This window comes from Butyricimonas sp. RTP31003st1_G1_RTP31003_210430 (assembly GCF_040920905.1).
Taxonomy (GTDB): domain Bacteria; phylum Bacteroidota; class Bacteroidia; order Bacteroidales; family Marinifilaceae; genus Butyricimonas; species Butyricimonas paravirosa.
Map to the genome: position 1 here is coordinate 1 of NZ_JBCOSQ010000076.1, position 24535 is coordinate 24535.

Here is a 24535-nt window from a genome sequence, read left to right on the forward strand (position 1 = left end):
AATCAAAGCCTGTATTCAGAATCTCTCCGGAATTTCCCGTGTAACTTTCAAAACCATTACTCAACGGTAACGCCATATCCGTGATTGAATTATCCGTTAATTTACGATAGTAATTCGCCGTGATTGAAATTTTGCTTTCCCAGAAACCGAAATCAACCCCGACATTATGTTGATATGTATTTTGCCATTTCAAATCAGGATTTTCCAATCCCCTGATCGTAGCCGCAATTGAACCATGATACACGTTTCCATTACCAAAGGTATAAGTTCCTTGAGATTGCCACGGGGAAAAAGTCATTGAACCAGAACAACCAAACGAATATTTTAATCGCATATAATTTATAAAAGGTACATATTCTCTCATCCACACCTCGTTACTTACAGTCCATCCGGCTCCCAACGACCAAAATGGAGCGAAACGAGAATCAGAACCAAAAGAGGAGGCCCCATCGATACGATAAGACGCATCAAAGAAATAACGATTATCGTAATTATAATTTATTGTCCCCGTAAAACCAACAGCCCTAGATTTAGAGTCACTACTCGATGGACGATCTCCATAATATTTATGTCCATTTCCCAAACTATTCATCTCGTCATTCAGAAAACCTTCAACTGACATAGAACGACTTGTTGTGACACTCTCCCGAAATTCCATGTTAAATCCGGCAGAAAGAATATGCTTATCCCATTGTTTAAAATAATTCACAGTACCACCTATTGACCAACTGGAACTCTCAGTACTATTATAATCCCGTTGTCCTCGCTCTAAAATATCCTCTTTCCAAATCTGGTTGGAATGTTTAGACGACTGGTAATTATCAGAAGCCGAAAAGGTCTTGTTGAAACTAACATTAGCCGTTGCCTGCAAAGAAGTTATCGGCTTGTAAGTTATCGCCAAGTTATTCGTTATCCCGTTATATTTTGATTTTGAGAAACTACCAGAAAAAGCATCCCACAATGGATTGTCTACAGGACTCGTAAACAAAGCGGTACTTTCTGTTTCAAACTGTCTCACCACATACCCTTCTTTATCATAAGGCTCCCAATAAGGATTCATCTTCACATAACTAGAATAGGTCCCATACTGACTCTCTGATGAATTATTAATATTAAACGACATCGAATTATTCAATTGGAATTTTTCTCCTAGATAAGACAACGTCACAGAACCATTCAACGTGTTACGTTTAGATCCCTTCATTGCACCGACAACATTATTATAAGACAACCCCATACTATACCTGAAAAGAGCATCACCTCCACTAACTCCCAAATAATGATTCTGGCCAACTCCCACTTGCACGGGAATGGACTTCCAATCCGTATCGACACCTGCCAGTACTCTCTCAAGCTTTTTTGCATATGAATTCTTCAACTTCAGATCTTCTGTCGCCACACTATTCTCATACAACCCGGCATCCCATTCCAACTGTAACTTCCCGGCAGCATCCATCAAGTTATAACTGCTTAGACTTGGTATCTCCAAGTTCAAATTACCATTATAAGAAATCTTTAATTTCCCTTGCTCCGGCTGGACACTTTTTATCACTACAACCCCATTAGCTCCCCGCGACCCGTAAATTGCGGTGGCACTTGCATCTTTTAAAATCGTAATTGACTCGATCTCATCATTATTCAAGTCCATCACCCGTTCCAACGTGATCTCAAAACCATCCAGGATAAACAAGGGGGTACATAACTCCGCCCTCATATCCGTCTGTAAATCACTCACGCTCGGTATTGTGGAAACACCACGCAAACGAATCTCGGGTAACTTATTCGGGTCCGAACCAAAAGCATTGTTTTCAACAATCTGGAAAGAGGGATCAATATTAGACAATGATTTCAATATATTCCGATTCCCGGCAGCCTTCAATTCTTCCCGAGTAACTTTTACTGCAGCCCCCGTGAAACTTTCCTTCGGCTTGTTAAATATACCAGTTACCACGACCTCATCCATGGAAGTAACCTCTTCCTCCATCACCACGTTTAAAGGTTTACGATCCTTCACTGTCACAACTTTCTTTTTCATTCCAACGAAAGAAAACACCAGCCTCGTGTCAGGAGCTTCGGGTACTGAAATAGAGAATTTCCCATTAATATCTGTCGTCACCCCGACTGTCGTTCCTTCTAGAATAATTGTTACCCCCGGTAAAGAATTTCCCACCTTATCCTTCACAATCCCGGAATAAGTCACAGTTTTCTTGGGTACTTCCTTTTTCAATTTTGGAGAAATAATAACGTGTTTATCCTCGACCTTGTATCCCAGATCGGTTTTCGCCAGACACAAATCCAACACGTTCTCCAAAGATCCATTACTCACATTAACAGACACTTTCCCGACTTTTTCCAAAATCGTACTGCTATAAACAAACTCGTAACCAGTTTGCCTGGTAAGCTCGTCAAACACTTGTAAAAGTGTCACGTTATTCATTTTCAACGTCAAACGGACATCTTGACTGTACCCTTTCACAGGAATCAGCCACAGCCACAAGAACAAACAACAGTAAAAAATACTTTGTTTCGTATAAGATTTCCATCTTACACCAAAATGTTCATACTTTTTCATAACTTTGTTATGTTTTTACATTTATAATTGCCTCACCCAACTGTGAGACGTTATTAAATTGAACGGCAAGGAAGTATTAGGCGTACTTCCTTGTTTTATTTATCCATTGAAACCACTATCGTTTTACCTGAAATACTACATTTCACACACGTTGCCAATTCAATAATATGAAGTACATCATTTATATTTTCATACCTTGGAAATATTCCCGTAAACTTCATGTTTCGAATCGCATCATTACTCATAAATACATCAATATCATACCAACGCTCCAATTCGTTAAACACCTCTGGCAGTACTTGATCTTCAAAAGCGAAATCTCCGTTTTTCCAACTCACAATCGATTTTATTTTCACCTCGTGAACTTTAGGGCCATCTTTTTCCAGTACCCATTGTTGTCCCGGCCTTATCTTCATCGTCTCTCCCAAATATCCTACAGCAACACTTCCCTCAACCAAGGTGGTTTTGTATTCTTCCCCTGGATAGGCTCGTACATTAAACGATGTCCCCAACACCTTCACAACCACATCCCCCGTTCGTACCAGAAAAGGACGTGCTGAATCTTTTGATACCTCAAAATATACCTCACCTTCCACCCGCACTTCTCGTCGATCACTCCTGAATACAGCAGGAAACTGGATGCGACTGGAAGCATTCAACCATACCCGAGTTCCATCGGACAAGGTCAACTTGTACTCTCCCCCAACTGGCGTGAAGACGGTGTGCAGGGAAGGGTCGATCGGACTATCTTTAACGACAAGCCGGGTACTATCGCCAGCAACGAAAATCCGGGTTTCTCGCTCTACAATTTCCACTTGCATTGTATCTCTTAAATCTACATGTTCTCCATCACTCAAAACTAAAACAGCTTTACGTTCTCCAGGTACGATGGAATTTTTCTCTAATTTTACTAAAGGCACACTCTCTTTTTCCTGAAGAATAACCCATCTTCCCAGACAGACTCCGATCAACAAGACAAAGGTTGCCGCAATCGTGGCCACTCGACGAAACACACGCCGCTTATCAATCGTTCGTTTTGCCAGTATAAACCGACGAAATCCCCGCTCTTCGTCAAACCATTCATGTTCTACACGCTGTATATTTACAAATTCCTCACTCTCGAAAGTTCGGAATAATTCCCGATGCCGATCACTTTCCTCTATCCAATGCTCCACTTCTTCACGTTCTTCCGTGGAAACCTTTCCCGAGACATAAGCCTGAATCAATTTCGCTATCCGATAAACATTCTTCATAATTCTACCATCATTTTGAATATATAACAGGATGTCATTCTAAAAGTGTCAAAGAAACAATAAAAAAAATTGAACATTATAATATTAATTCTTGCACTTGTACTGCATGAAATATATCCTATCTTTGTTCACTCAAAGAAGACCAGAATAAAATGACAGACACGGGAAATCATAATATTTGGGTAAAACAACTTATCGAGGGTGACGAAGCTGCATACAAGATCTTTTTTAAAGAATACTACCAGATATTCGCACACTTCGCTTTTAAATACGTGAAAGACATTGATGTTGCAGAAGACATTGTCCACGATGTCATTCTAGATTTATACAGTAACAAACGAGATTTTACCAGTCTCAACAAACTCAAATCTTTTCTCTATCTCTCTATCAAAAACCGTTGTTTCAATTACATTGAACACGAAAACGCAAAACAAAATTACTTACAAGCAAGTACACTCCAGCAAGATGAAGATTATTTTCTGGACGCAATCATCGAAGAAGAGGTCTATTTTCTCATGCATAAAGCCATAAACGAACTTCCCGACCAGATACAAACAATATATGAACTTAGTTTAAAAGGAAAATCCAACGAGGAAATCGCTCGAGTTCTCAACTTATCACTCGATTCCGTGAAAAGCTACAAGAAACGGGGGAAACAAATATTAAAAGAAAAATTAAAAGGCCTCATCTGTTTCCTCTCCGTTACGCTATAATTCTTTTGTTATATATATCCCGCTCACCCATTGATTAGTCGACAACCGGGAATTCGATCGTCTCGCTTTCCTCGTTCCAACTCTCAATCGTAAAATTTCCGGGATCACCACCGGGTAATATTTTACCGACAACAATATTCAACGTGAGCCGCGTATTGGGAGATAACGTGGAAATCAATGATTTAGAAAGAGTATGCACGGAACCATCCGCCAAGGTGATAAACAACTCCAACAAAGGATTCGGGGCGGAAGGAAACAACATCACGGTAGGATTACTCATGATGGTGGCATCCTCAGAACGGGACAATTCGAATTTCACGGTTTTCGTCATGTTCTCCGCCTCGGCCGTGTAAAAATTCATCTTCTCGGCAATATTTCCAATATGAACGTTCACGCTTGTTATGCTGGAACTGAACGCACTATTATCCTCTTGTTTCAGTATTACCTTCAAACCGGCGGTAACCCGTGTAAGAGAAGCCGTCAAATCCTCCGTTCCAATATGTGCCGGTTTTATCGCGTGGACCAAATCATACACGGGCATATAAGTCCCGTCAGTATTGGGCCGCAAGCTAAAATAGAGTTTTGCCAGATCAGCTCCATTCGTTAACCCCGGGTGAGTAATTGCCGGAGAATTATAAATTGGCTCATCGTATTTGGGTGTCCCCCAATACACCATATTATACTCGCCGATAGGCAGGTGAAGTTCTCGGTTATTGTCCCCATACACGTCCCCCTCTGATATGACGTAATAACCATTAAATACCGTGAGCTTTCCATTTATGTAGTTACCATAGTAAATAGAGGTTTCATCCTTACACGGATATACCTCAAGAATCCCCGTGAAAGGATTCTGATTAAGCGGATCGGTTACCCGGGCTCTTATTTTAGGAGTAATTAATCCAGACGTTACCCCATAAGATCCCTCATCATCATTGTCTGAACATGCCGAAACTAAAGTCAGAAGACCAAGCATTACAATCATTAATTTCTTCATAGTACCTTATTTTAATTCGATTATCAACCAAAATACGGTCTATATACGAAATAAAACAGGTAAAAGTTTATGAAATCAACAAATCTCACTTAGTCTAAAATACCTCACCATCACTTACTCTTTTATCAACTTCAAATTCTTCACCCCGATCCGGGCTGCCAACCAAGCCGAGAACTGCTCTTCCTCCGAATCAGATAATTGTTGTCCGAACGCCACGATAGCAATATGTAACGTATCAGCACGTAAAGAATCCACTTGATTACGAATCACCCTGGATATAGCAAGACTTTTCACGGAAGGATAAAGAATCTTCACCTCGGGAGTAACCTGATGCCCGATCGTATCATATAACAGGTAAGAGTTCAACCTCTCACGCAACACGGAAATCTCTTCCTCTTGTGAGGCAATCCGCTGTTTATTCTGCATGTAGTAATCCTGTAACAACATATTACTAACGTCATTTTGCATCTCGGTATCCTCTTTTCCGAATCCCTGATGAATCACCAGAGGGACATCATGCAACCCGTAATGCAACATCTTTTCTTTCAACGACACGATCACTTCCTCTGATATTTCCTTACCAATCAATGATACTTCAATCCGACGTTCCGGATTCTCTGTTTTCACGTAACGATCCACCACCAACGTATTCGGAAAATTAAATTCATTTTTGATAAATCGACTGGCATTCGTCTCGAAGATATTCGTCTTCACCATATTGTAGGTGATATACACACTCGGAACCATCGTCAGGAAAATGATTGAGTACACGATACGGTGTACCTTCTTTTCCCGTTCCTTATCCATGAATTTCTTTTTCGAGAAATGCATCAACCGTACCCCTAAAGTCGTAGCAACCGCAATAAATACCGAATTGATCGTGAACAAATAGAATGCCCCGAAGAAATAACTCAGATTGCCGCTTGCCAACCCGAACCCGGCCGTACATAACGGCGGCATCAAGGCGGTAGCAATAGCCACTCCCGGAATCACGTTTCCTTTCAACTTCGTCGAAGACGCCACGATTCCCGCCATCCCACCAAAAAAAGCGATCAACACGTCATAGATCGTGGGGGTTGTCCGTGCTAGCAATTCCGAACGAGCTTCGTTCAAAGGCGATAACAAAAAATATAACGTAGACGTTAACACGCTGAATATAGTTGCGATCAGCAAATTACGGAAAGCCTTCTTGATCAGTTCAAAATCATTGATTCCAACTCCCAGACCGATCCCCATAATCGGCCCCATCAGCGGAGAAATTAACATGGCTCCGATAATCACGGCCGTCGAATTCGTGTTCAATCCCAAAGACGCAATAAACGTGGCAAAAATCAATACCCACAAATTTGTCCCCCGGAACACGATTCCCTTACGGATAGCCTCCACCGTATCTTCTTCCCGCTCCTGTTCATCTGACGGGTCCAAGATTTGACGCAAATACACCCGAAAACGCTGTAATAATATCATCATTCTTTAAATCTATACATCTACAAAAAGCTCAAAATAGCTCATATTCTTTAAATCTTCGCAAAAGTATAAAATCTATTACATATTCTTCCATTTTTTCCCATATATAAAAGAACTAACAATAAATGAAACGCCCCCAAGAGCTTATTATCAAGTTTCTTGGGGGCGACTTCATGCAAGAACAAAATTGTTCTTATATCATAATGAACTGTTATTTTATAATCTCAACAAGAACGCAACGATTCCAATCATCCTTGTCATAACGAGAACTAACTCCTTTATGATCTTTCACAATACGGTCTTTATTTATTCCATATTTACTAATAAACATATCTGCAACCGCATTTACTCGCTTTTCAGAAATAATCATATTTGCCTTCTCAGTTCCTCGTTTATCGGCAAAACCTGTCAAACGAACACGCACCTCGGGGTTCTCTTTCATAAATTGAACCAAGTTATAAACTCCAACCTCCTGAGTAGGATCAATTTTGTAACTGTTGAAAGCGAAGTTGATCGTTGTCGGTAAAGCCTTAAATACCACGTTCGTTTCAGTTGTTGGCACCTCTTGTTTTACCACTTTAACAACGGTATCCGGGGTACGGCTAATCAATTCTTTGATTCGTGCGTCTTGTGCTTTTGCTAAATTCTGAAGGTCTGCATACTGTTTCTGGCTAACAGCCTTTTTAAACGAACGATTCTTAAATCTGAAAGTAACTCCAACACTCAGATTACTAATCCCGTCATTAGGGAATCCGCCTCTGGTCACGAGATCATCATCCAAAATTATCCCACCATATTCCAAATTCAAATCAAAACGTTGAGATAACCGGAAACGAGCTTGAATACCAGCATTAATAGTAAAAGATTGATCACTACCGATAAAAGCACCACCTATTCCTGCAAAAGGTACCAAATCAAAGCAACGATTCTCATTGTAACGACCAAAGAAGTTTAACAAACCAAACATAAAGTCTCCATGAACAGCTCCATAATGTTTGTGCAACATCATTTTCCCATCATTTTGAAAACCATGTAAAGCACCTCCCAAACCTTGAACTCTCAATCCCCACCAAGGCGTAAACCATTTACCAACAGACAAGGCCGGCATAAAGGTTAATCGATCACCGAACTTTGCATCAGTAGACCCCTCAGCATAGAGGGTTTGAGCCCCTAAATTCAATGAAATAAACCAATTATCCCAAAATTTGTTGGTTTCAAATGATGTTTTATAACCCGGTAGTTTCTTTTCCTGATTATTCTGCGCAAACGTAGAAATGTGTAATACTACCAATAGTACTAAAAATACGATTTTTTTCATTTTGAAATAGTTAAAGTTTATATTGCAACCTTTCTCAAATAAATTTGGAGAAAAACGCCGCAAATGTATAAAAAAAATAATTACTGTATTTTATTATACACAAAATAACTACATCTTTATTTCCAATAATCTTAGAACGTGATCTTCAAGTTCACGGAAAAAGTACGTCCGAAACCGTAGAAAACCTTGGCCGTCTCTTTATCATGCCCGGCACCATCCTCCGCGTCAGCGATATACTCTTTATCCAAGAGATTATTCACGTTCGCAGAAACCATCACGCCAAGTACCTTACTCAACGGGAACCGATAGTTGATATTAGCATCCAAAACACCATATGCCGGCATCCTCCAAGGAGATTCAAATGCCTTTTCAGCTCCCAGATCATACCCCAAAGAAGGAGTAAATTTTGCATAATTCCGGGCGAAATGAGAATAATCCACTCCCACATGCGCCCCTTTCAAAAACTGATAACTTCCTCCCAATGCAAAAGTTGTCTGTGCGGAATTACCTACCCGCACATCCTTCATCTTTACTGTATTCTGAGCATGATCCTCTCCCCCGACCTGACTCACCGGGTCTCCATTTTTATCAACAGGTTCTCCTAATGAATTATAAGCATATCCTTTGCCATCCCCATCCCAATGCCAGTCTCCAATGGAAAACATCCCGGTAACCTTCAGATCTTTCAACGGACGTAACACGAAATCAACCTCAATCCCTTGATGTAACGCATCCAGTCCGGTCAGATTCACCCGTACCCGTTCCCCGTTCTTCTCAAAGAAATTAGCCATTGTCTTATCCATCCACGAAGTACGATACAAATTCACGTTGCCATCCAACCAAGATGAACGAAAACCGTACCCCAACTCAAAAGTAAACACCTTCTCGTTCACGGCATCCGGGTTCGTCTCGTTACTCACATCCTGCTGCAAAAATACTCCGCCTTGCATGTAAGGAGCCCGGGAGAAATACCCGATATTGGCAAACACGTTATGCTGATCTGTCAAGTTATAATTAGCTCCGGCTTTCACCGTACCTCCCAAGAAACTCTCCTTATCCGATTTCGCCTCATCTTTCGAATAATAAAAACGATCTTTCCGCCAATAAGTTATATTAGAAAGAGACCCGGAAACGAACACACTCAAAGCATCCCGGTTATATTCCCCTTGTGCGAAAAAACCTTCCTGCACCATGTAACCGTCATAATCCCGGTAAACAATATCCCCTTTCTTCAATTCCTTATTTTGCCACGTATAATCGTCCGCCTTGTATTTTACATTCATCCGACTATCGTCAATAAAATACCTTCCCCCGTACAAATCTACAATCTCGTTATAATGTTTCCCCTTGTAATAACGCAAATCGACACCCCCGTACACATCAAAATATTGTCCCAGTTTGGTCGTGTAGGTAGAAATCAAGCCATACCAATTATGCTCGTTCCGGCTCATAGCCATAATCATCTCCGAACCGATCACGCTTGCCGAATTTAAATTATAAACAGCCGTATAATTAAACGTCCCGTCTGCCGCCCTGAAATCGCCCGTTGTTGGCTCCCCTTTGGAAGTTCCGTACCAATCATATTTATGAGCCTTATTAGAACGTCCTCCATATCCGCCCCCTCGTCCTAAAGACAAGTAAAGTACACTGGACAAACTTGACTTTTCATTGATCTCCCAAAGGTGATTCAATGAAATTTGAGGCTTGTGATATTTATTATATGCCGAAACCTTCCGCACCTTCTCTTCCTTCCAATCCGCAAAACCATAGGACGGGTTATACTTCGTATCACCCAATTTTTCCCAAGCCTTGATCAGCATCTTATCATTCCGATTACGTTGATTATGCCATTGTGGAGCGCCAAGAGCAGTCAAGGACAATTCATGATTCTCTCCCAATTTCTTGGAAATATTAATAAAATAAGAATACCCCACGAAATCCGTTCCTTGTATATAACCATCTCCCCAAGTTCTTGCCCCCAAAATAGACATGGCCCATCCATTTTTTAACAAACCGGTAGAGAAGCTAAAAGCCACCTTATTATAACCGTCATTTCCCACCCCATATGAAATAGAGCCTCCGGCCTCTGCATTTGTCGTATTCGTCACGATATTGATAGAACCGCCAACAGACGGCACGGCAATCTTTGATGCCCCTAATCCCCGTTGTACCTGAATAAAACGGGTCACATCCGACAAACCTGCCCAGTTAGACCAATAGATTCCACCCCATTCCATCTCGTTCACGGGAACCCCGTTCACCATCACAGCTATATTCTCCGTCTCGAATCCCCGCAAATTAATCCGTCCATCTCCAAACGCTCCCCCCTCTTTCGTGGCATAAACACTCGGCAAAGATTTCAATATCTCCGGGAATTCCTGTGTTGAAAGTTTCTCCTCGATCTCTTTCGCCGTCACCACCGACAAGGCTACCGGAGTCTTCCGATCCACGGCTAAAGAACCACGCACCACCACATCCGACAAATTAATATACATCGGCAACATCCCCACGGTCCCCAGATCAACCTTTTTATCATCCACAACAACACTTTTTTTCACTTCCGAATAACCTACACACCGGAACACCAATATCACGGTTCCCGATTCTTCCACCTCCAATTCAAAATATCCTTCCGCATCCGTAGCACACCCAACACTCGTTCCCTCCACGCTCACGGTAGCCCCGATCAACACTTCTTTTGACTGAGAATCAACGACTCTACCCTTAATCACCTCTTTTGCCACAACATTCCACGACATACCTAACAGGAACATAGTCCCACAAATCACTTTTAACAACATACTACCCATAATACATTACTTTATGAAACACAACAAGACACAACAGGCATCTTTTAGTCTATTTAGTGTCGATCCCGTTGCGAAAGTAAGTATTTATTTACAACACACCTAATCATTTATTAAAACTTTTTACATTCCGGTAAATTTTAATCCAATCACATAAACGAGAATGCACCTTTAAATCCAATCACCTGAACAAAAAAGAGCCTTCCCTCTTTAAATTTACACGATACTACTCAAGTTTATTCATCAGTATTTCAAACCTTTTCCCATCTCACTTCTTTTGTAATCTTCAAAAATCGTATCATTTATCATTCAAACCTTCTTTTACTTGCTCAAGAAAAAATTCTGGATCAACCAACCCCTCTATCCGATGGCGAATACCCCCATCGGGATTCACGAGCAAACAGACCGGATAAAATTCCATGTTCCACTTCTTTGCCAATACAAGTCCCTCTCCCACCTTCATGTCATACTTCACGCACACGTAATTATCTTCTAGGCATTTTTTTATATCCTCTTTTTTTAGTATGTCATTCTCCATGCCATCACAAGGGGGACATGAATTTATTCGACAATAAACAAAAAGCATTCGCCCTTGCCTACTTGCCTCTTTCAACGCATCTTCGTAACTTAAATTCTGAAAATTCACCCCATCAAGAAGATCCCGCTTAAGCTTTTGGAAGAATCCGGCAACTTGTTCACGTCCATCACCAGAAACTAGCTCCAGATACCTGTTCTCCAAACGAATCATTCGTTTTAAATCCACTTTCGAAACCTTCTGCTCTATTGCCATGAAAGCCCTCATCACAAACCAAACCTTATTATTATCATTATCCCTCACATCCTCGGCAATCGAAATCAATTGATCGAGATCATTTGCCAAGCAAGCCTGATTTAATTCAATCGCATACCATAAAACCTCCTCATTAGTTATATCTACTCGGGCCAATTCCTCTTGGACTTGTTTTAACGTTTCTCCCGAAGTCCGTGTAGCAGCATTTAAAACTCCATCTATCGCCCGGAAAAAATTATCCATCAAATAACTATCTATTTGTTCTTTACCGACATTTTTATACAAAACATCCAAGTGGTCCAGCACAAACTTAAATCCCTCCGAACCGTAAACTTCTTTTTTCAAGATAGGCCAAAATTCTTTCTGCAACTTATCCTCATCATTCAACTCTACATTCAACTCCTCGAGAACTTTCCCGGACTTCATTTCCTCGTTCGCATCCAACAACGCAATTTGATACCTCACGAGTTCTTTCTTGTTTAACTTCCCCTTCTCGTATTTTTTATCCAGGTAATCAAGAGACGTCTTCTCATTTAACCCTCGTTCAACCTTCTCAATAAACATCTCAATCATACCGGTTCCTCCAACAATTTTATGTTGTAAAGTTCCATCCGGCCGAAGAATCAAAAAAGTCGGGTAAGCCTTCACTCCAAATTTTTCATTTAATTCCTTCCCTTCCCCCCGTTCCATATCAAACTTCACAGAAACAAACCTCGGATTGAAAAAATCACCCATACTTTTCTGCGGGAACACCGCTTGAGCCATGTATTTACAAGGACCACACCAACTCGTGTAACAATCCACGAACACGAATTTATTTTCCGCTTTCGCTTTCGCCAAAGCTTCATCAAAAGTAAGATCTTCAAAATTTACCCCCTCTTGAGCAAAAGTCGCCATATGAACCAATAACAAAACAATAATAAAAATAGAATTTTTCATAACTTCAATAGATTACATTTAAATGAAAGGAACTGCTATCACGAGCATATTCCTTTCAACTCTTGATACGATTATTCAAATATCACACGATGGTCACGAATCCCAAATAAACATCACCCAATGCTCGATTTATACAATTAACTTTTCTATAAATTCGTCTATTTCTGCTCTTTATAAATCATTTGTACAATCTCACCTGCAACGCCCCGTTCTTTCCATTTCAGAGACTTTGTTGCCACATCGTAACAATACACGCAACCTTTATACTCCTGATTTCCTGCCGCATCCAAAGCCACGTATAAATTTTTTTCCTGTGGGTCCAGCATCATGCCTTTAACAATATCCCCCTCTTCGCCCACCGTGTAATCCGAACTACCCGGAAAATTCCCATCCGACTCGAAATTATACCGGAAAATCTCATTCCCTTTTGAATAGTACAAAATGCTCTCTTTCTGACTCATGAGAAACACACTATTTTCCACGATATTTCCTTTCGTTTCTGGCCATACGGATTTCAACACATTATTTTTCGCATTCACATAAGCCACTTTCATTTGATTCGCAACATCTTTCATGATAATGATCCCCTCTCCATCATTCTTACTACTCAACATACCCAATACAGAAACGGCCTCAAGGTCATCATAAACCGGCATAACCATACCCCAATCTCCCGGAGCCAAAAATACCTTATTCCGTGTATCAAAAACCAGATAACTTGTTCCGGAATAAGAAGACGAAATAATAGCCTGATTTGCCAGATAAGCGTCGGGGAACATACCTCCCATCATCTCGTTGGTTATCCCCTGCTGAAAATTATTCAAAAAATCTTCTCCTTGACAATTCATATCGGCAATACGTCCTCCACCCAAAAATGTAATTGACCCTTCACCATTGGGCAACAGACGTTCTACCCTGGGTTCCGGACAATTAATCATATTCAGAATTTCCATAGAATTTGCCTCCACTTTAGCAATTTTCAACGGCTCCTCCGTAGCAATGTATATATAATTAATTTTCGCATTATAAAGAATAGATCTCGGGACATTTCCCAAAATCACACCCGGGTTATTAAACTGGTAAACTCCCTTCTCAAAAACGCTATCTTCTCCTTCTATATTCTTGAAAGAAACCATTGATTTTCCATCATGTGAACTTAGCACCACGATACCATCCTCGTAAGGATAAGGCACTTTCAGATTAAATGTTTTAAATATCGCCCCATCTTCATTATAGACTTTTAAACGACACAAAAAAGTCCCGCACGTTGTACATTCATACGTCAACACATTCGACGTAGACTTCACTTCATGATCTATCTGCCATTCATAAAAAAGAGGTTTATCTCTATTTTCCTGCTCTATATCAGGAGCATTCAACGTAAAAACATGCATCTTTTCCCCGACATAAACACTATCCAATGGATTCACGAAAGAAAGTCGGGAAATAGCATCTCCCCCCAAGTCCGATTGATCGTCAATACAAGAAACCAACGTGAATAAACCTAACAATATATATATCAACTTTTTCATAATTCACTCGTTTTTTATCCGTATATACTCTTTACTCGTAAGGCCAGAAAATATAAGGAGGGAACTCCATCCCGTACTCGGGATGCTCCTGAAAATATTCATACATCTCCTTAGCAACATTGATCAACTTCACCATTTTATAGGAATAATCATCCAAGGTGATCGGACCTCCCCAAATTTCTATCATTTTCTGGTACTTCTCCTTCTGGTAAGGCCCCCAGAAAATATCTTTAAGGCCAACCCACCATACCGGTTCGGCCAAATAATTACTGAAAGTGACTGTTGCACGAAGTCCCTCTTTTACCCCTAACTGGAAATCAGAACTTGTTTCCAGTTGCAAAACAACCCGAAAAACAGTATCTCGTTCATCCATAACATTCTCCCGGATAATCTCCACCGGAACATACCCGACAATAGAATCCTTGGGAATCGTGATTTCGGAAGGAATCGCCGTGTAAGCATCGTCCATAGCTGTTGTAGCTGTTAAATCCACTTTCACCTTTACTTTCATATCTGTATGTGCCGGTTCTCCTAGCATCTGAACCGGAACCTTCACCGTGTATCTGGTCATCTCCACTGGTTTATCTCCAAAAGCATAATGTAAGCTATCTAACGGAAAATACACCCGATACAAATTATCATAGAAACCATCATCACCATTTTCACTACACCCGGAAACCCAGACCCCAAGGCATATTACGAGAATATACAATATTTTTTTCATCGCTATATAAATTTACTTGTTAGTACCTCCAAATTCCTGTTCACTCTTTGGCCAAGGCAAAACGAACACATCAACAGACGGAAGAATCTCTTTATCATTTGCCGCGTTCATAAAACCGGAATTATCCCGTTTATAAGAAAAAAATACTTGTCCTTCACCCCAGAACTCACGGCAACGCTCCACGAGTAATTCCTTGTTGAATACATCTTGTGTCGGAAACCTGGATGTCTCCAAATCTTTCAAACCCCGACTATTCCGAACATCATTCAAATAACGTAGAGCCTTCTCTTTATCTTGTGGATAAATTGCCTCAGCCAGAATATAATACATTTCAGGAAGGCGAAGCAAACATACCCCTTGAAAATTATATGCTTGTTCATCCTTTTTCAATAGCCGGGTAAAAGCGTATTGCTGGGAAATCGACTCGTCCTCCGTGAAAAACTCCGTGTAACGCATATCTTTACTGTCCGCCTCAAAACTTCCCACCTCATAAATGGTACGCATTCCTTCCCGGACTCGCACGACACTGCCTGATCCTAGCGAACCTTTTAAAAACAGATCGTTATAAGGAGTGTACAACAAGTTGGAATAGAGTCCCCAAATTAATTCTCTATTGGCTCCATACCTCTTCACACCGGCAAAAACTTTCGAATCCGTTAACCAGAACTCCGGATGAGCAATAACTTTTTCAGCGTAATATGCCGCACTATCTAAATCTCCCTTATAATGAAAAACACGCGCCTTCAAAGCCCACACGGCATACTGGTTACAATGCTGATAACGTGTCCCCCGGTACACGGAAGTCGCTAAAGAATCCTTTACCAATTTATCGTTAACCAAAATCTTTTGAGCCTCGGTCAAATCATTCAGTACATTATCATAACATTCCTTCAACGTGTATATCCGCTTGTTCTTCAAGTCAAACGAATAGGAATAAGGAATCCCGCCTGCACCGGAATTTATCTTTATATTATCACAAAACAAACGCATAAGATCAAAATGCAAGAAAGCACGCAAAGCGTACGCCTCCCCCCGAATAACCGTGTAATCCGGATCTTTGCCCACCTCTTCTTTCTCCACGTTCTCGATCACATTATTCACGTACATAATACATTCATACGCCTTAGACCAAATCCCATCTACCGTTTCGGAAATAGCCTGATCCGTGTATTTAAAATTCGTGGCAGCATAAACATCCGCCATACCATTATAAGGATCGTAAAACAATTGCCCCACCTGATCTATAAAACCGTAACTCATCGCTTTCCCGTACAGGCTCGTTTGTGCCATCGAGGCATAAATACCATACATGGCGTCTCTATACCCTTGCACATCCTTGAACTGTTTGCCTTGTTCGACCGTACCTTTAGGTTGTACATCTAAAAAACTATTGCACCCACACAGACATACCAACAAGCAAAGCCCGAACAGCAACTTAGATTGTATATTTTCTCTTCTCATAACTTTCGTTTTAATTCATTCTTTTAAAATGCAGCACTTATAGAGAACTCAAAACTTCTCGCAAAAGGATAATCAAGCCCCCGTTCCTGCTTAATCGTGGACACCCGGAATATATCATTCATCAAAAATTCCACCCGTAGACGGTTCAAATACAATTTTCGACACAAATCCGGCATGAAGTCATAGGATAAACTCAAACTCTTCATGTTCAAGAAATATTCATCCCGGATAAAACGACTCGTAACATCAGGAATACTCTTATCAGCAATATCCTTATACTTCGTATGATCCCCCACTTGACTCCAACGACTGTAAAACACCCGTTTATCCGCATTACATTGAGGGTCGGCACCCTCCACCCGGGTAACCAAAGTCTGGTTATAAATCGTTGCACCCAAAGAATAATCAAACATCATGTTTAAAGAAAAACCCTTGTAAGTCAAATAACTGGCAAAAACACCAGACAAATCAGGATCAGAATCCCCGTACACCCGCTTATCCCAATAATTATACACGAAAGTCGGGTTCCCGTCCTTGTCTATAAAAATCTCCCGTCCGGTAGCCGGATCGATACCTCCCGACTTAACAGCCTTCACGGCACTGATAGAATGTCCTTCCTCGTAGATAGGCGGCGGCATCCGTGACGCTTGGGTATTCAAAGAATCATTTAATATTTTCAACGAATTACTGATCTTCTTTATCTTATTCTTATTATGCTGCATCGTGACAGACAATGACCAGTTCCATTCTTTATTCGTCACGGCAACCACTCGCGCTTGTAACTCAATTCCCGAATTTGCCAATTTTCCCATATTCTCTTTAGCGGTAGGCATCCCGATTGAAGGAGCCTTCGTCACATCAAGCAAAAGATTATCCGTGATCTTATTATAATAATCCACGGTCATATCCAACCGATTACGAAAAAAAACAACATCAATTCCCACATTATAATTCAATGCCCGTTCCCATTTCAACTCCGGGTTTCCAATAGCCATTGGCACCGCACCAATACCTTTCCCGTAATCCAATTCCCCTCGATATTGATAGGTCGTCATTGCTTGATAAGGGGCAAAAGACGCATTCCCGGTATATCCCACGCTGGCTCTCAATTTCAAACGATCCGTTGATGAAGAGTGCATAAACTTTTCTTTATGAATATTCCATCCCGCACCGACACTCCAGAACGGAGCATAACGCTGATCCTCCCCAAATTTAGAATCTCCCTCGTAACGAATAGAGGCATCCAAAAAATAACGATCATCGTAAATTATATTCGCGTTCATAAACGCACCCATCGTACGGGAAATATTTTGTGATCCACCAGGTTTTTCACCTTCCGGATATTTTGTACTAAAAGCCGGATGTGCCAATTTATCCGAGAAAATCCCAACACCTACATACGAATTTGAATTACTCTCGGTCGACTGAATTGTTCCCCCACCAATCACACTCAACAACGTACCGACACCGAACATACGATTATAGGACAACATCAATCTCCCTTGATAATCCATGCTTTTCGTGTTAGAGATACTGATTTTTCCCGACTCCGAAGCAGATTTCCCCCTAAAATCATTCGATTCCGGGGAACGGAAAATTTCCGTATCATTCTTTGCTTTATTTAAAGAGAATGACCCTTCCACCCGAAAGTCCGGTAACACTTCCACCTTCAGATCCAAAATCGTATTCAAATAAAACTGTTCCCCTTTATTATAACTCCCCAATGATGCCTCGTACAAAGGATTGGGCGTGTTATAGCTCAACGTCCGATTCAAAGAACCATCAGCCAGATATACCGGATCATAAGGATTCAACTTCACGTATTCACCAAAAGTCCCATAAGGAGACTCTTCATTATTCACGGATGTAATAGTCGTCGTGTTCGACACGAATACCTTATCCTGTTTATTATACGAGAGCTTAAAACCCAATGAATACCTATCCCGGTTGGATTCTTTCATCACCCCTTGCTCCGTCCCATAGCGAGCGGTCAGACTATAACGTATATAATCATCTCCCCCGGCAGCATTAATGGAATGGTTATGTGAAACCGAATTACGTAAAGGCTTAGAAATCCAGTCCGTATTCACACCTTCCCGTACCCGCAAAAACTTCTCGTTATACAGCTCGTCTAACTCGTATTGATTACGACTTGTCCCCATGTACAATTTAGCCCTTTTCTCGTATTCCAGCTTTTCTGCCGCATTCAACAAATCATAGTCACTCAAATCCGGCATGGAAACCCGAAACGTCCCGCTATATGACACTCTCATTTTTCCCGCCTTCAAAGGCTTTGTCGTGATTACGATAACCCCTTTTGCCGCCTTAGCCCCATACAAGGCGGAAGCAGAGGCATCTTTCAGTACAGTCACGTTTTCCACGTCATTTATATCCATGTCAAAAACATAGTCCAAATCGACTTCCGCCCCATCCACAATAAAAGTCGGGACATTGGATGATCCCTCAAAACTACTTCTTCCCCGGATCAAAATTTCCGGCCTCGTGTTCGGGTCCGATCCCATCTCATTATTCGTAACGATCTGCATACCCGGCACAAAAGCAGCCAAGCTCTGTAACAGATTTTTAGTACCCACACTCAACAACTGTTCCCGCTTTACCGTCGTGGCCGCACCCGTGTAACTATTTTTCGACTTCGTTCCGAATCCGGTAATAATCACCTCTTCCAGTTCATCCACGTCCGGTTTCATCACGATGATCAAATCCTTCGTTTCCACACTTTTAATTTCCCGTTCCTGTGTCTTCATTCCCACAAAAGAAAACACCAGCACCACGCTATCCCTTTTCGAGAATTCAAACTTGAACTTCCCGCCCGCATCAGTAGCCGTTCCGATTGTCGTCCCTTTCAACGCAACAGTCACCCCGGGCAAAGGTATTCCACTCTCATCTTTCACCGTTCCGGTGATTTTCCATACCACCGGACGCTGCCCCTCTGTTTTAGGAGAAATCACGATCACATTATCCACGATGTGATAAACCAATGAAGTCCCTCTCAGTACACGTTCCAAGATTTCCGCCAGCGTTGCGTTTTTCACGGAAACCGACACGTTTACCCCGGTCACCTCATCATCATTGTAAAAGAATTCATAACCGGACTTCTCTCCCAGCTCATTTAAAACTTTTACCAAGCTTTCCGATTTTTTCTCCATGGATAACCTGACATTCTGTGCCACGCTTTCTGCGGACACCGAATAAATAGTAATTAGTAATAGAAAAAGACAGAGTTTCATAACCGTACAGATTTTTTTTAGGACAGACTTTTCCCCTGCCCTTACGTTTGGCTTTTTTTTCATAACTTTGTAAGGTTAAATTGTTTGTACTAGAATCAATTTTTCAGTTTATACAGGAAATGTTCGCTGCATTTCCTGTATTTTTTATTGTATCATGATTGTATGCTCTTTTATCTCGAATTTTATATCCGTAGTCATCTCTATCATTTTCAACACTTGAGATATATCCGCATATTTCGGTAATGACCCCGTGAACCGTTTCTGTTTCATAGATGAATTCGCGAAAAAGAAATCCACGTTATACCACCGGGATAACTTCCGAATCACCCCTTCCATATCCTCGCTGGCAAAAGTAAACCGATCCAGCCTCCACAGAGTATATAACTTAGTGTTTACCTCCCGGACGGTCATCTCGCCCCCTCGCAATAGCGCTTGTTTCCCGGGAGTCAACACAACCTTTTCCCCGTTCACCTTATCATTCACTTCAACCCGTCCCTCCACTAACGTTGCATGACAACTTTCCTCATCCTCGTACACCGATACGTTGAAAGAAGTTCCCAATACTTTCACATCCATATCCCGTGTCTCCACGATAAACGGGGCCGCCTCGTTCCGTGCCACTTGAAAATAGGCCTCTCCGGTTAATTGCACTCGACGCTCGTTACCAACAAAATGGGCAGGATATTTCAATTCGGAAGCACTATTCAACCAAATTTCCGTACCGTCATCCAGCACGATTTTGTACTCGCCCCCCTTCGGAATTCGTAACGTGTGCCATTCCGACATACTCGAAAGTGCGGATAAAGAATACTTCAAACTACCATCCTCTCTAATATTCAAGGTCTCCGTTCCCGTAATATTCAAACAGGTATCTTTCAGGCCCTGTAATACCACTTGTTGCCCCGTCTCTGTAATCAACACAGCCCGCATTCCCCCCTGCTCTATCCGGGCGATAGCGACTTGTTTTACTTCCGGTTGAGGAGAACCGGTCATTTGCCAATAAAGCAATCCTCCCACGAAAGCCACCACCACGGCAGCCACCGCTCCCCACACTTTCAACAGAGAACGTCCCTTCCGAACCGGTTCTTCCATCGCCTCCTTCAACTGTCCCCACCGCCGGGACGTGTCAAACGACACATACTCCCCGATCTCCCGTTGCAAAACATCCTTATCCCGCAACTCTTCCAATAACCTCTGATGCCGCTCGTTTTCATCCAGCCACACCCGAAGACGGCTCATTTCCTCTTCCGAAATGTCCTCCCGTAAATAAGACAGAATCAACTCATGTATGTCTTTTGTAACTTTCATATACCTGAATTTTACACCTTAAACACACTCAATCGACAAATAGGTGACAAGAGAATGAAAAAAATATCATCACGTACACGTAATACCACATAACCTCTAATGATCCCCTATAATAATAAATGCATGAAGACACCTTCTTACTTGCGAGAAAATTCTTTATCGTATGCCAAAATAGAATTTCAGTTTGAGTTATTTTTATTTATTGTTTGTTAAAATGGCGGCTATCATCGGGCAATAATGGGGCGAGTAGGCGGCGACAACGCCTAACTGTCACCCAACAGTCTAGTAACAGCCTAGTAATTCCCATAATTAAGATAAGATCATCCCCGGCAAAAGAGGAATCATAACAAAAAGACCTTCGTTACAAACCAGGAAAAAACATCCCTGCATAAACAAACAAATCACCTAATCTACCCCGTAAATAAGACTTTGCCCGTTGTTTCTGTGTTTTGATGGTATTCAACGATATATCCAACTCTTCGGCAATCTTCTTATCCTCCTGTCCATCCACGTAAGAACGTTTAAAAATCTCCTTGCACTTATCCGGCAGCTCATCAATTGCCCCAAAAAGTTCAGCCACCACTTCTGCCCGAATCTGCTGACAAAGAAAATAATCCTCATCCAACTCTTCCCGTTTCAGATTTCGATAATTCCGATCCCGAATCTCTAAATCCCGGAGATAATTTAAACACCGATGTTGCACGCTGTTATATAGAAAGGTTTTTATCGTTTTCAAGTTAGGGAACCCACCTCGGTCCATTTTCCAAAAGGAAAGGAAAACATCCTGCACAATGTCCTCCGCCTCCAAATGATCCCGCACAATACGAGCCGCAAAAAAGCATAGCGCTTTATGGAACGTCTCGAACAATCGCTGGAAAGCCTCCTGTTCCCCCTGCTCCAAACATTTCACAAACTCCGGTGACTGAATATCAATATTACACATCAAATCCCTATCTTAATTTGCTTATCGCACATTCCTATCAAAACCGCCAATAAATAGGATCACTCACAAAAATAAATATTATTTTATCAAATCAAAACAAATACTTCAAATATTAAAAAGAGCCGTCTTCCTTATGGGAGACAGCTCTTTTTCCTTTTTACTTATTCTCAGTAGATAACCTTATCTTAAATAACCTGACTTACTTTTCTTTTTACATTTACCTTTACTTCGGGAAGACTAACCGGTCCGAAGATCGTGTCCTGACTTGCTACTTTCTGTACCGGAGCAACTGCGGTAGTGTTTTCTACATTCTCTTGATCGGCATAAGCACATACGATTTTTTCAGCTTTAGCTTGGTTTAAACTACGTCCACCGATAAACACTGTAATTACAGCCACGAATACTATTATAATATACTTCATCATTTTATTTTATATTTAAAAATTAGACAACTATTTTTATTAACTCTCTTTATTTCGTTGTTATTGTCTTTCAACAATACAAAAGTACGACTCTTCCCCCTACCGGGAAAATTATCCAAGTTATACTTTAGTTGTCATAAGGTTAAATATATGTTAGGCTTAAAAAAGATAATCCTCTCTTTTATAATAATTAACCAAAGCGGATTTCCCCGTCTATCCAAGGAATGAAAGGGTATTTCATGCTCACAACAGGGCGTTAACGAAATCATAATTTACCCGCTCAAACCTCAAATTTTTAAGGGAAACAATTTATCTGGAAATTCTGATTTTATATACAACAGACATAAAAAAAAGAATGTAACGAGAGGCATTTTAGAGCCATTCGTTACATTCTACTACAATTTTTCGGGATACCCCGTACAATAACCATTATCGAACTTCCGATCCCGGTTTCACCTCTTTATCCGGTGAAACAAAGGAAAGCGTTCCATCGGCATTCTCGGCCATCAAGATCATTCCTTGTGACACGATACCTTTTAACGGTTTCGGTTCCAAGTTAACCAACACGCTGACTTGACGCCCGATCACCTCCTCCGGCGTGTAATGCTCGGCAATACCCGAAACAATCGTACGTTCGTCAATTCCCGTGTCCACGGTCAATTTCATCAACTTCTTGGTCTTAGCCACTTTCTCGGCAGCGATGATCTTACCTACCCGAATATCCATCTTCATGAAATCCTCGTACTGGATATTCTCCTTGGCAGGGACGGCCTTCACGGAAGCCATCTCGTTTGCCTTCTTGGTAGCCAACAATTTATCAATCTGAGCCTGTATTGTTGCATCCTCGATCTTCTCGAACAACAATCCGGCCTCACCTAATTCATGCCCGGCAGGAATCACGCCATCACCCATTTTAGCCCAATCAATCACGTCAATATTCATGAACTCACGTAATTTCTGAGAAGAGAAGGGCATGAACGGTTCCATCAACGTGGAAAGGTTAGCAGAAATCTGTAAACAGATATTCAGAATCGTCTTCACCCGTCCCTCGTCCGTCTTGATCACTTTCCAAGGTTCAGTATCTGCCAAATATTTATTACCCAAACGAGCCAGATTCATCGCCTCTTTCAATGCATCGCGGAAATGGAAGGTCTCCAGACTCTTCTCAACACGTTCCACGATTTGCGGAATTTCAGCCAAGACTTCTTTATCGTAATCCGTCAACTCGCCCCGTTCCGGTACCCGGTTGGCAAAATACTTTTGTGTCAACACCAACGTACGGTTAATGAAGTTTCCATAGATAGCCACCAACTCGCTGTTATTCCGGGTTTGGAAATCTTTCCAGGTAAAGTCATTATCTTTCGTTTCGGGAGCGTTTGCCGTCAACACGTAACGTAACACGTCCTGTTTACCGGGGAACTCCACGAGATACTCGTGCAACCATACCGCCCAGTTCCGGGAAGTGGAAATTTTATCTCCTTCCAAATTCAGGAACTCATTGGCCGGCACGTTATCCGGTAATATATAAGAACCATCGGCTTTCAACATGGCCGGGAAAATAATACAATGGAAAACAATGTTATCCTTCCCGATGAAATGAATCATCCGGGTTTCCGGGTCTTTCCAGTATTTTTCCCATTCCGGGGTCAGGTCTTTCGTGGCAGAGATATACCCGATCGGGGCATCAAACCACACGTAAAGCACTTTTCCCTCGGCTCCCTCGATTGGAACGGGTACTCCCCAATCCAAGTCACGGGTCACCGCACGAGGTTGCAAACCGTTGTCCAACCAAGATTTACATTGCCCGTAAACATTCGGTTTCCATTCTTTATGCTCTTCCAGAATCCACTCTTTCAACCAGCCTTCATACTGATCCAAAGGCAGATACCAGTGCTTTGTTTCTTTCAGTTCCGGTTTGTTTCCCGTGATCGCGGACACCGGATCAATCAAATCGGTAGCGTTCAAGCTAGTTCCACAAGCCTCACACTGATCCCCGTATGCCCGTTCGTTACCGCAATGAGGACATTTCCCCACGATATAACGG

At 41.5% G+C, this 24535-nt stretch carries 16 protein-coding genes; 1 reads left to right on the forward strand and 15 read right to left on the reverse strand.

Annotated features, from left to right (window positions below; genetic code table 11):
- A partial coding sequence (locus tag AB5542_RS18145; RefSeq protein ID WP_368243304.1) for a SusC/RagA family TonB-linked outer membrane protein occupies positions 1 to 2572 on the reverse strand: 2572 nt, incomplete at its 3' end.
- 95 nt (positions 2573 to 2667) lie between these two features.
- Positions 2668 to 3825 (reverse strand): FecR domain-containing protein, encoded by a 1158-nt coding sequence (locus tag AB5542_RS18150; protein WP_087420994.1) that lies wholly within the window; start codon positions 3823 to 3825, stop codon positions 2668 to 2670.
- Positions 3826 to 3977: 152 nt separating this feature from the next.
- Between AB5542_RS18150 and AB5542_RS18155 the strand changes: the two genes are divergently transcribed.
- Positions 3978 to 4538 carry a sigma-70 family RNA polymerase sigma factor gene (locus AB5542_RS18155; protein ID WP_087420993.1) on the forward strand — a complete coding sequence of 187 codons (561 nt, stop codon included), beginning with the start codon at positions 3978 to 3980 and terminating at the stop codon, positions 4536 to 4538.
- Positions 4539 to 4572: 34 nt separating this feature from the next.
- On the opposite strand, the gene AB5542_RS18160 is transcribed toward AB5542_RS18155, so the two are convergent.
- The 13 genes from AB5542_RS18160 to metG all read right to left on the reverse strand — a co-directional run.
- Positions 4573 to 5532: a FimB/Mfa2 family fimbrial subunit gene (locus AB5542_RS18160; protein WP_279037800.1), complete on the reverse strand. Its 960-nt coding sequence runs from the start codon at positions 5530 to 5532 to the stop codon at positions 4573 to 4575.
- A 114-nt stretch (positions 5533 to 5646) separates the two neighbouring features.
- Entirely contained in the window at positions 5647 to 7002 is a 1356-nt protein-coding gene (locus AB5542_RS18165) for a TIGR00341 family protein (RefSeq protein ID WP_279037799.1), read from the reverse strand.
- 208 nt (positions 7003 to 7210) lie between these two features.
- Positions 7211 to 8317, reverse strand: coding sequence for an OmpA family protein (locus AB5542_RS18170; RefSeq protein WP_162613765.1), 1107 nt, complete (start codon positions 8315 to 8317; stop codon positions 7211 to 7213).
- 131 nt (positions 8318 to 8448) lie between these two features.
- Complete coding sequence (locus AB5542_RS18175; protein ID WP_279037796.1) at positions 8449 to 11127, reverse strand: TonB-dependent receptor; 2679 nt, start codon at positions 11125 to 11127, stop codon at positions 8449 to 8451.
- A gap of 295 nt (positions 11128 to 11422) precedes the next feature.
- Positions 11423 to 12853, reverse strand: a complete 1431-nt coding sequence (locus tag AB5542_RS18180) for a thioredoxin family protein (protein WP_279037794.1) — start codon at positions 12851 to 12853, stop codon at positions 11423 to 11425.
- 158 nt (positions 12854 to 13011) lie between these two features.
- Positions 13012 to 14385, reverse strand: coding sequence for a hypothetical protein (locus tag AB5542_RS18185; RefSeq protein WP_279037792.1), 1374 nt, complete (start codon positions 14383 to 14385; stop codon positions 13012 to 13014).
- Positions 14386 to 14416: 31 nt separating this feature from the next.
- Positions 14417 to 15109 (reverse strand): DUF4843 domain-containing protein, encoded by a 693-nt coding sequence (locus AB5542_RS18190; RefSeq protein ID WP_118304414.1) that lies wholly within the window; start codon positions 15107 to 15109, stop codon positions 14417 to 14419.
- Positions 15110 to 15121: 12 nt separating this feature from the next.
- Positions 15122 to 16570, reverse strand: a complete 1449-nt coding sequence (locus AB5542_RS18195) for a RagB/SusD family nutrient uptake outer membrane protein (protein WP_279037789.1) — start codon at positions 16568 to 16570, stop codon at positions 15122 to 15124.
- A gap of 23 nt (positions 16571 to 16593) precedes the next feature.
- Complete coding sequence (locus AB5542_RS18200; protein ID WP_279037788.1) at positions 16594 to 19818, reverse strand: SusC/RagA family TonB-linked outer membrane protein; 3225 nt, start codon at positions 19816 to 19818, stop codon at positions 16594 to 16596.
- 144 nt (positions 19819 to 19962) lie between these two features.
- The gene (locus AB5542_RS18205; protein ID WP_118304417.1) at positions 19963 to 21126 is read right to left on the reverse strand and encodes a FecR family protein; all 1164 of its coding nucleotides are present in this window, start codon (positions 21124 to 21126) and stop codon (positions 19963 to 19965) included.
- Positions 21127 to 21487: 361 nt separating this feature from the next.
- Positions 21488 to 22069, reverse strand: coding sequence for an RNA polymerase sigma-70 factor (locus tag AB5542_RS18210; protein ID WP_118304418.1), 582 nt, complete (start codon positions 22067 to 22069; stop codon positions 21488 to 21490).
- A gap of 185 nt (positions 22070 to 22254) precedes the next feature.
- Positions 22255 to 22494, reverse strand: a complete 240-nt coding sequence (locus tag AB5542_RS18215) for a hypothetical protein (RefSeq protein WP_087420982.1) — start codon at positions 22492 to 22494, stop codon at positions 22255 to 22257.
- A gap of 426 nt (positions 22495 to 22920) precedes the next feature.
- A partial coding sequence (metG, locus tag AB5542_RS18220; protein WP_368243306.1) for a methionine--tRNA ligase occupies positions 22921 to 24535 on the reverse strand: 1615 nt, incomplete at its 5' end.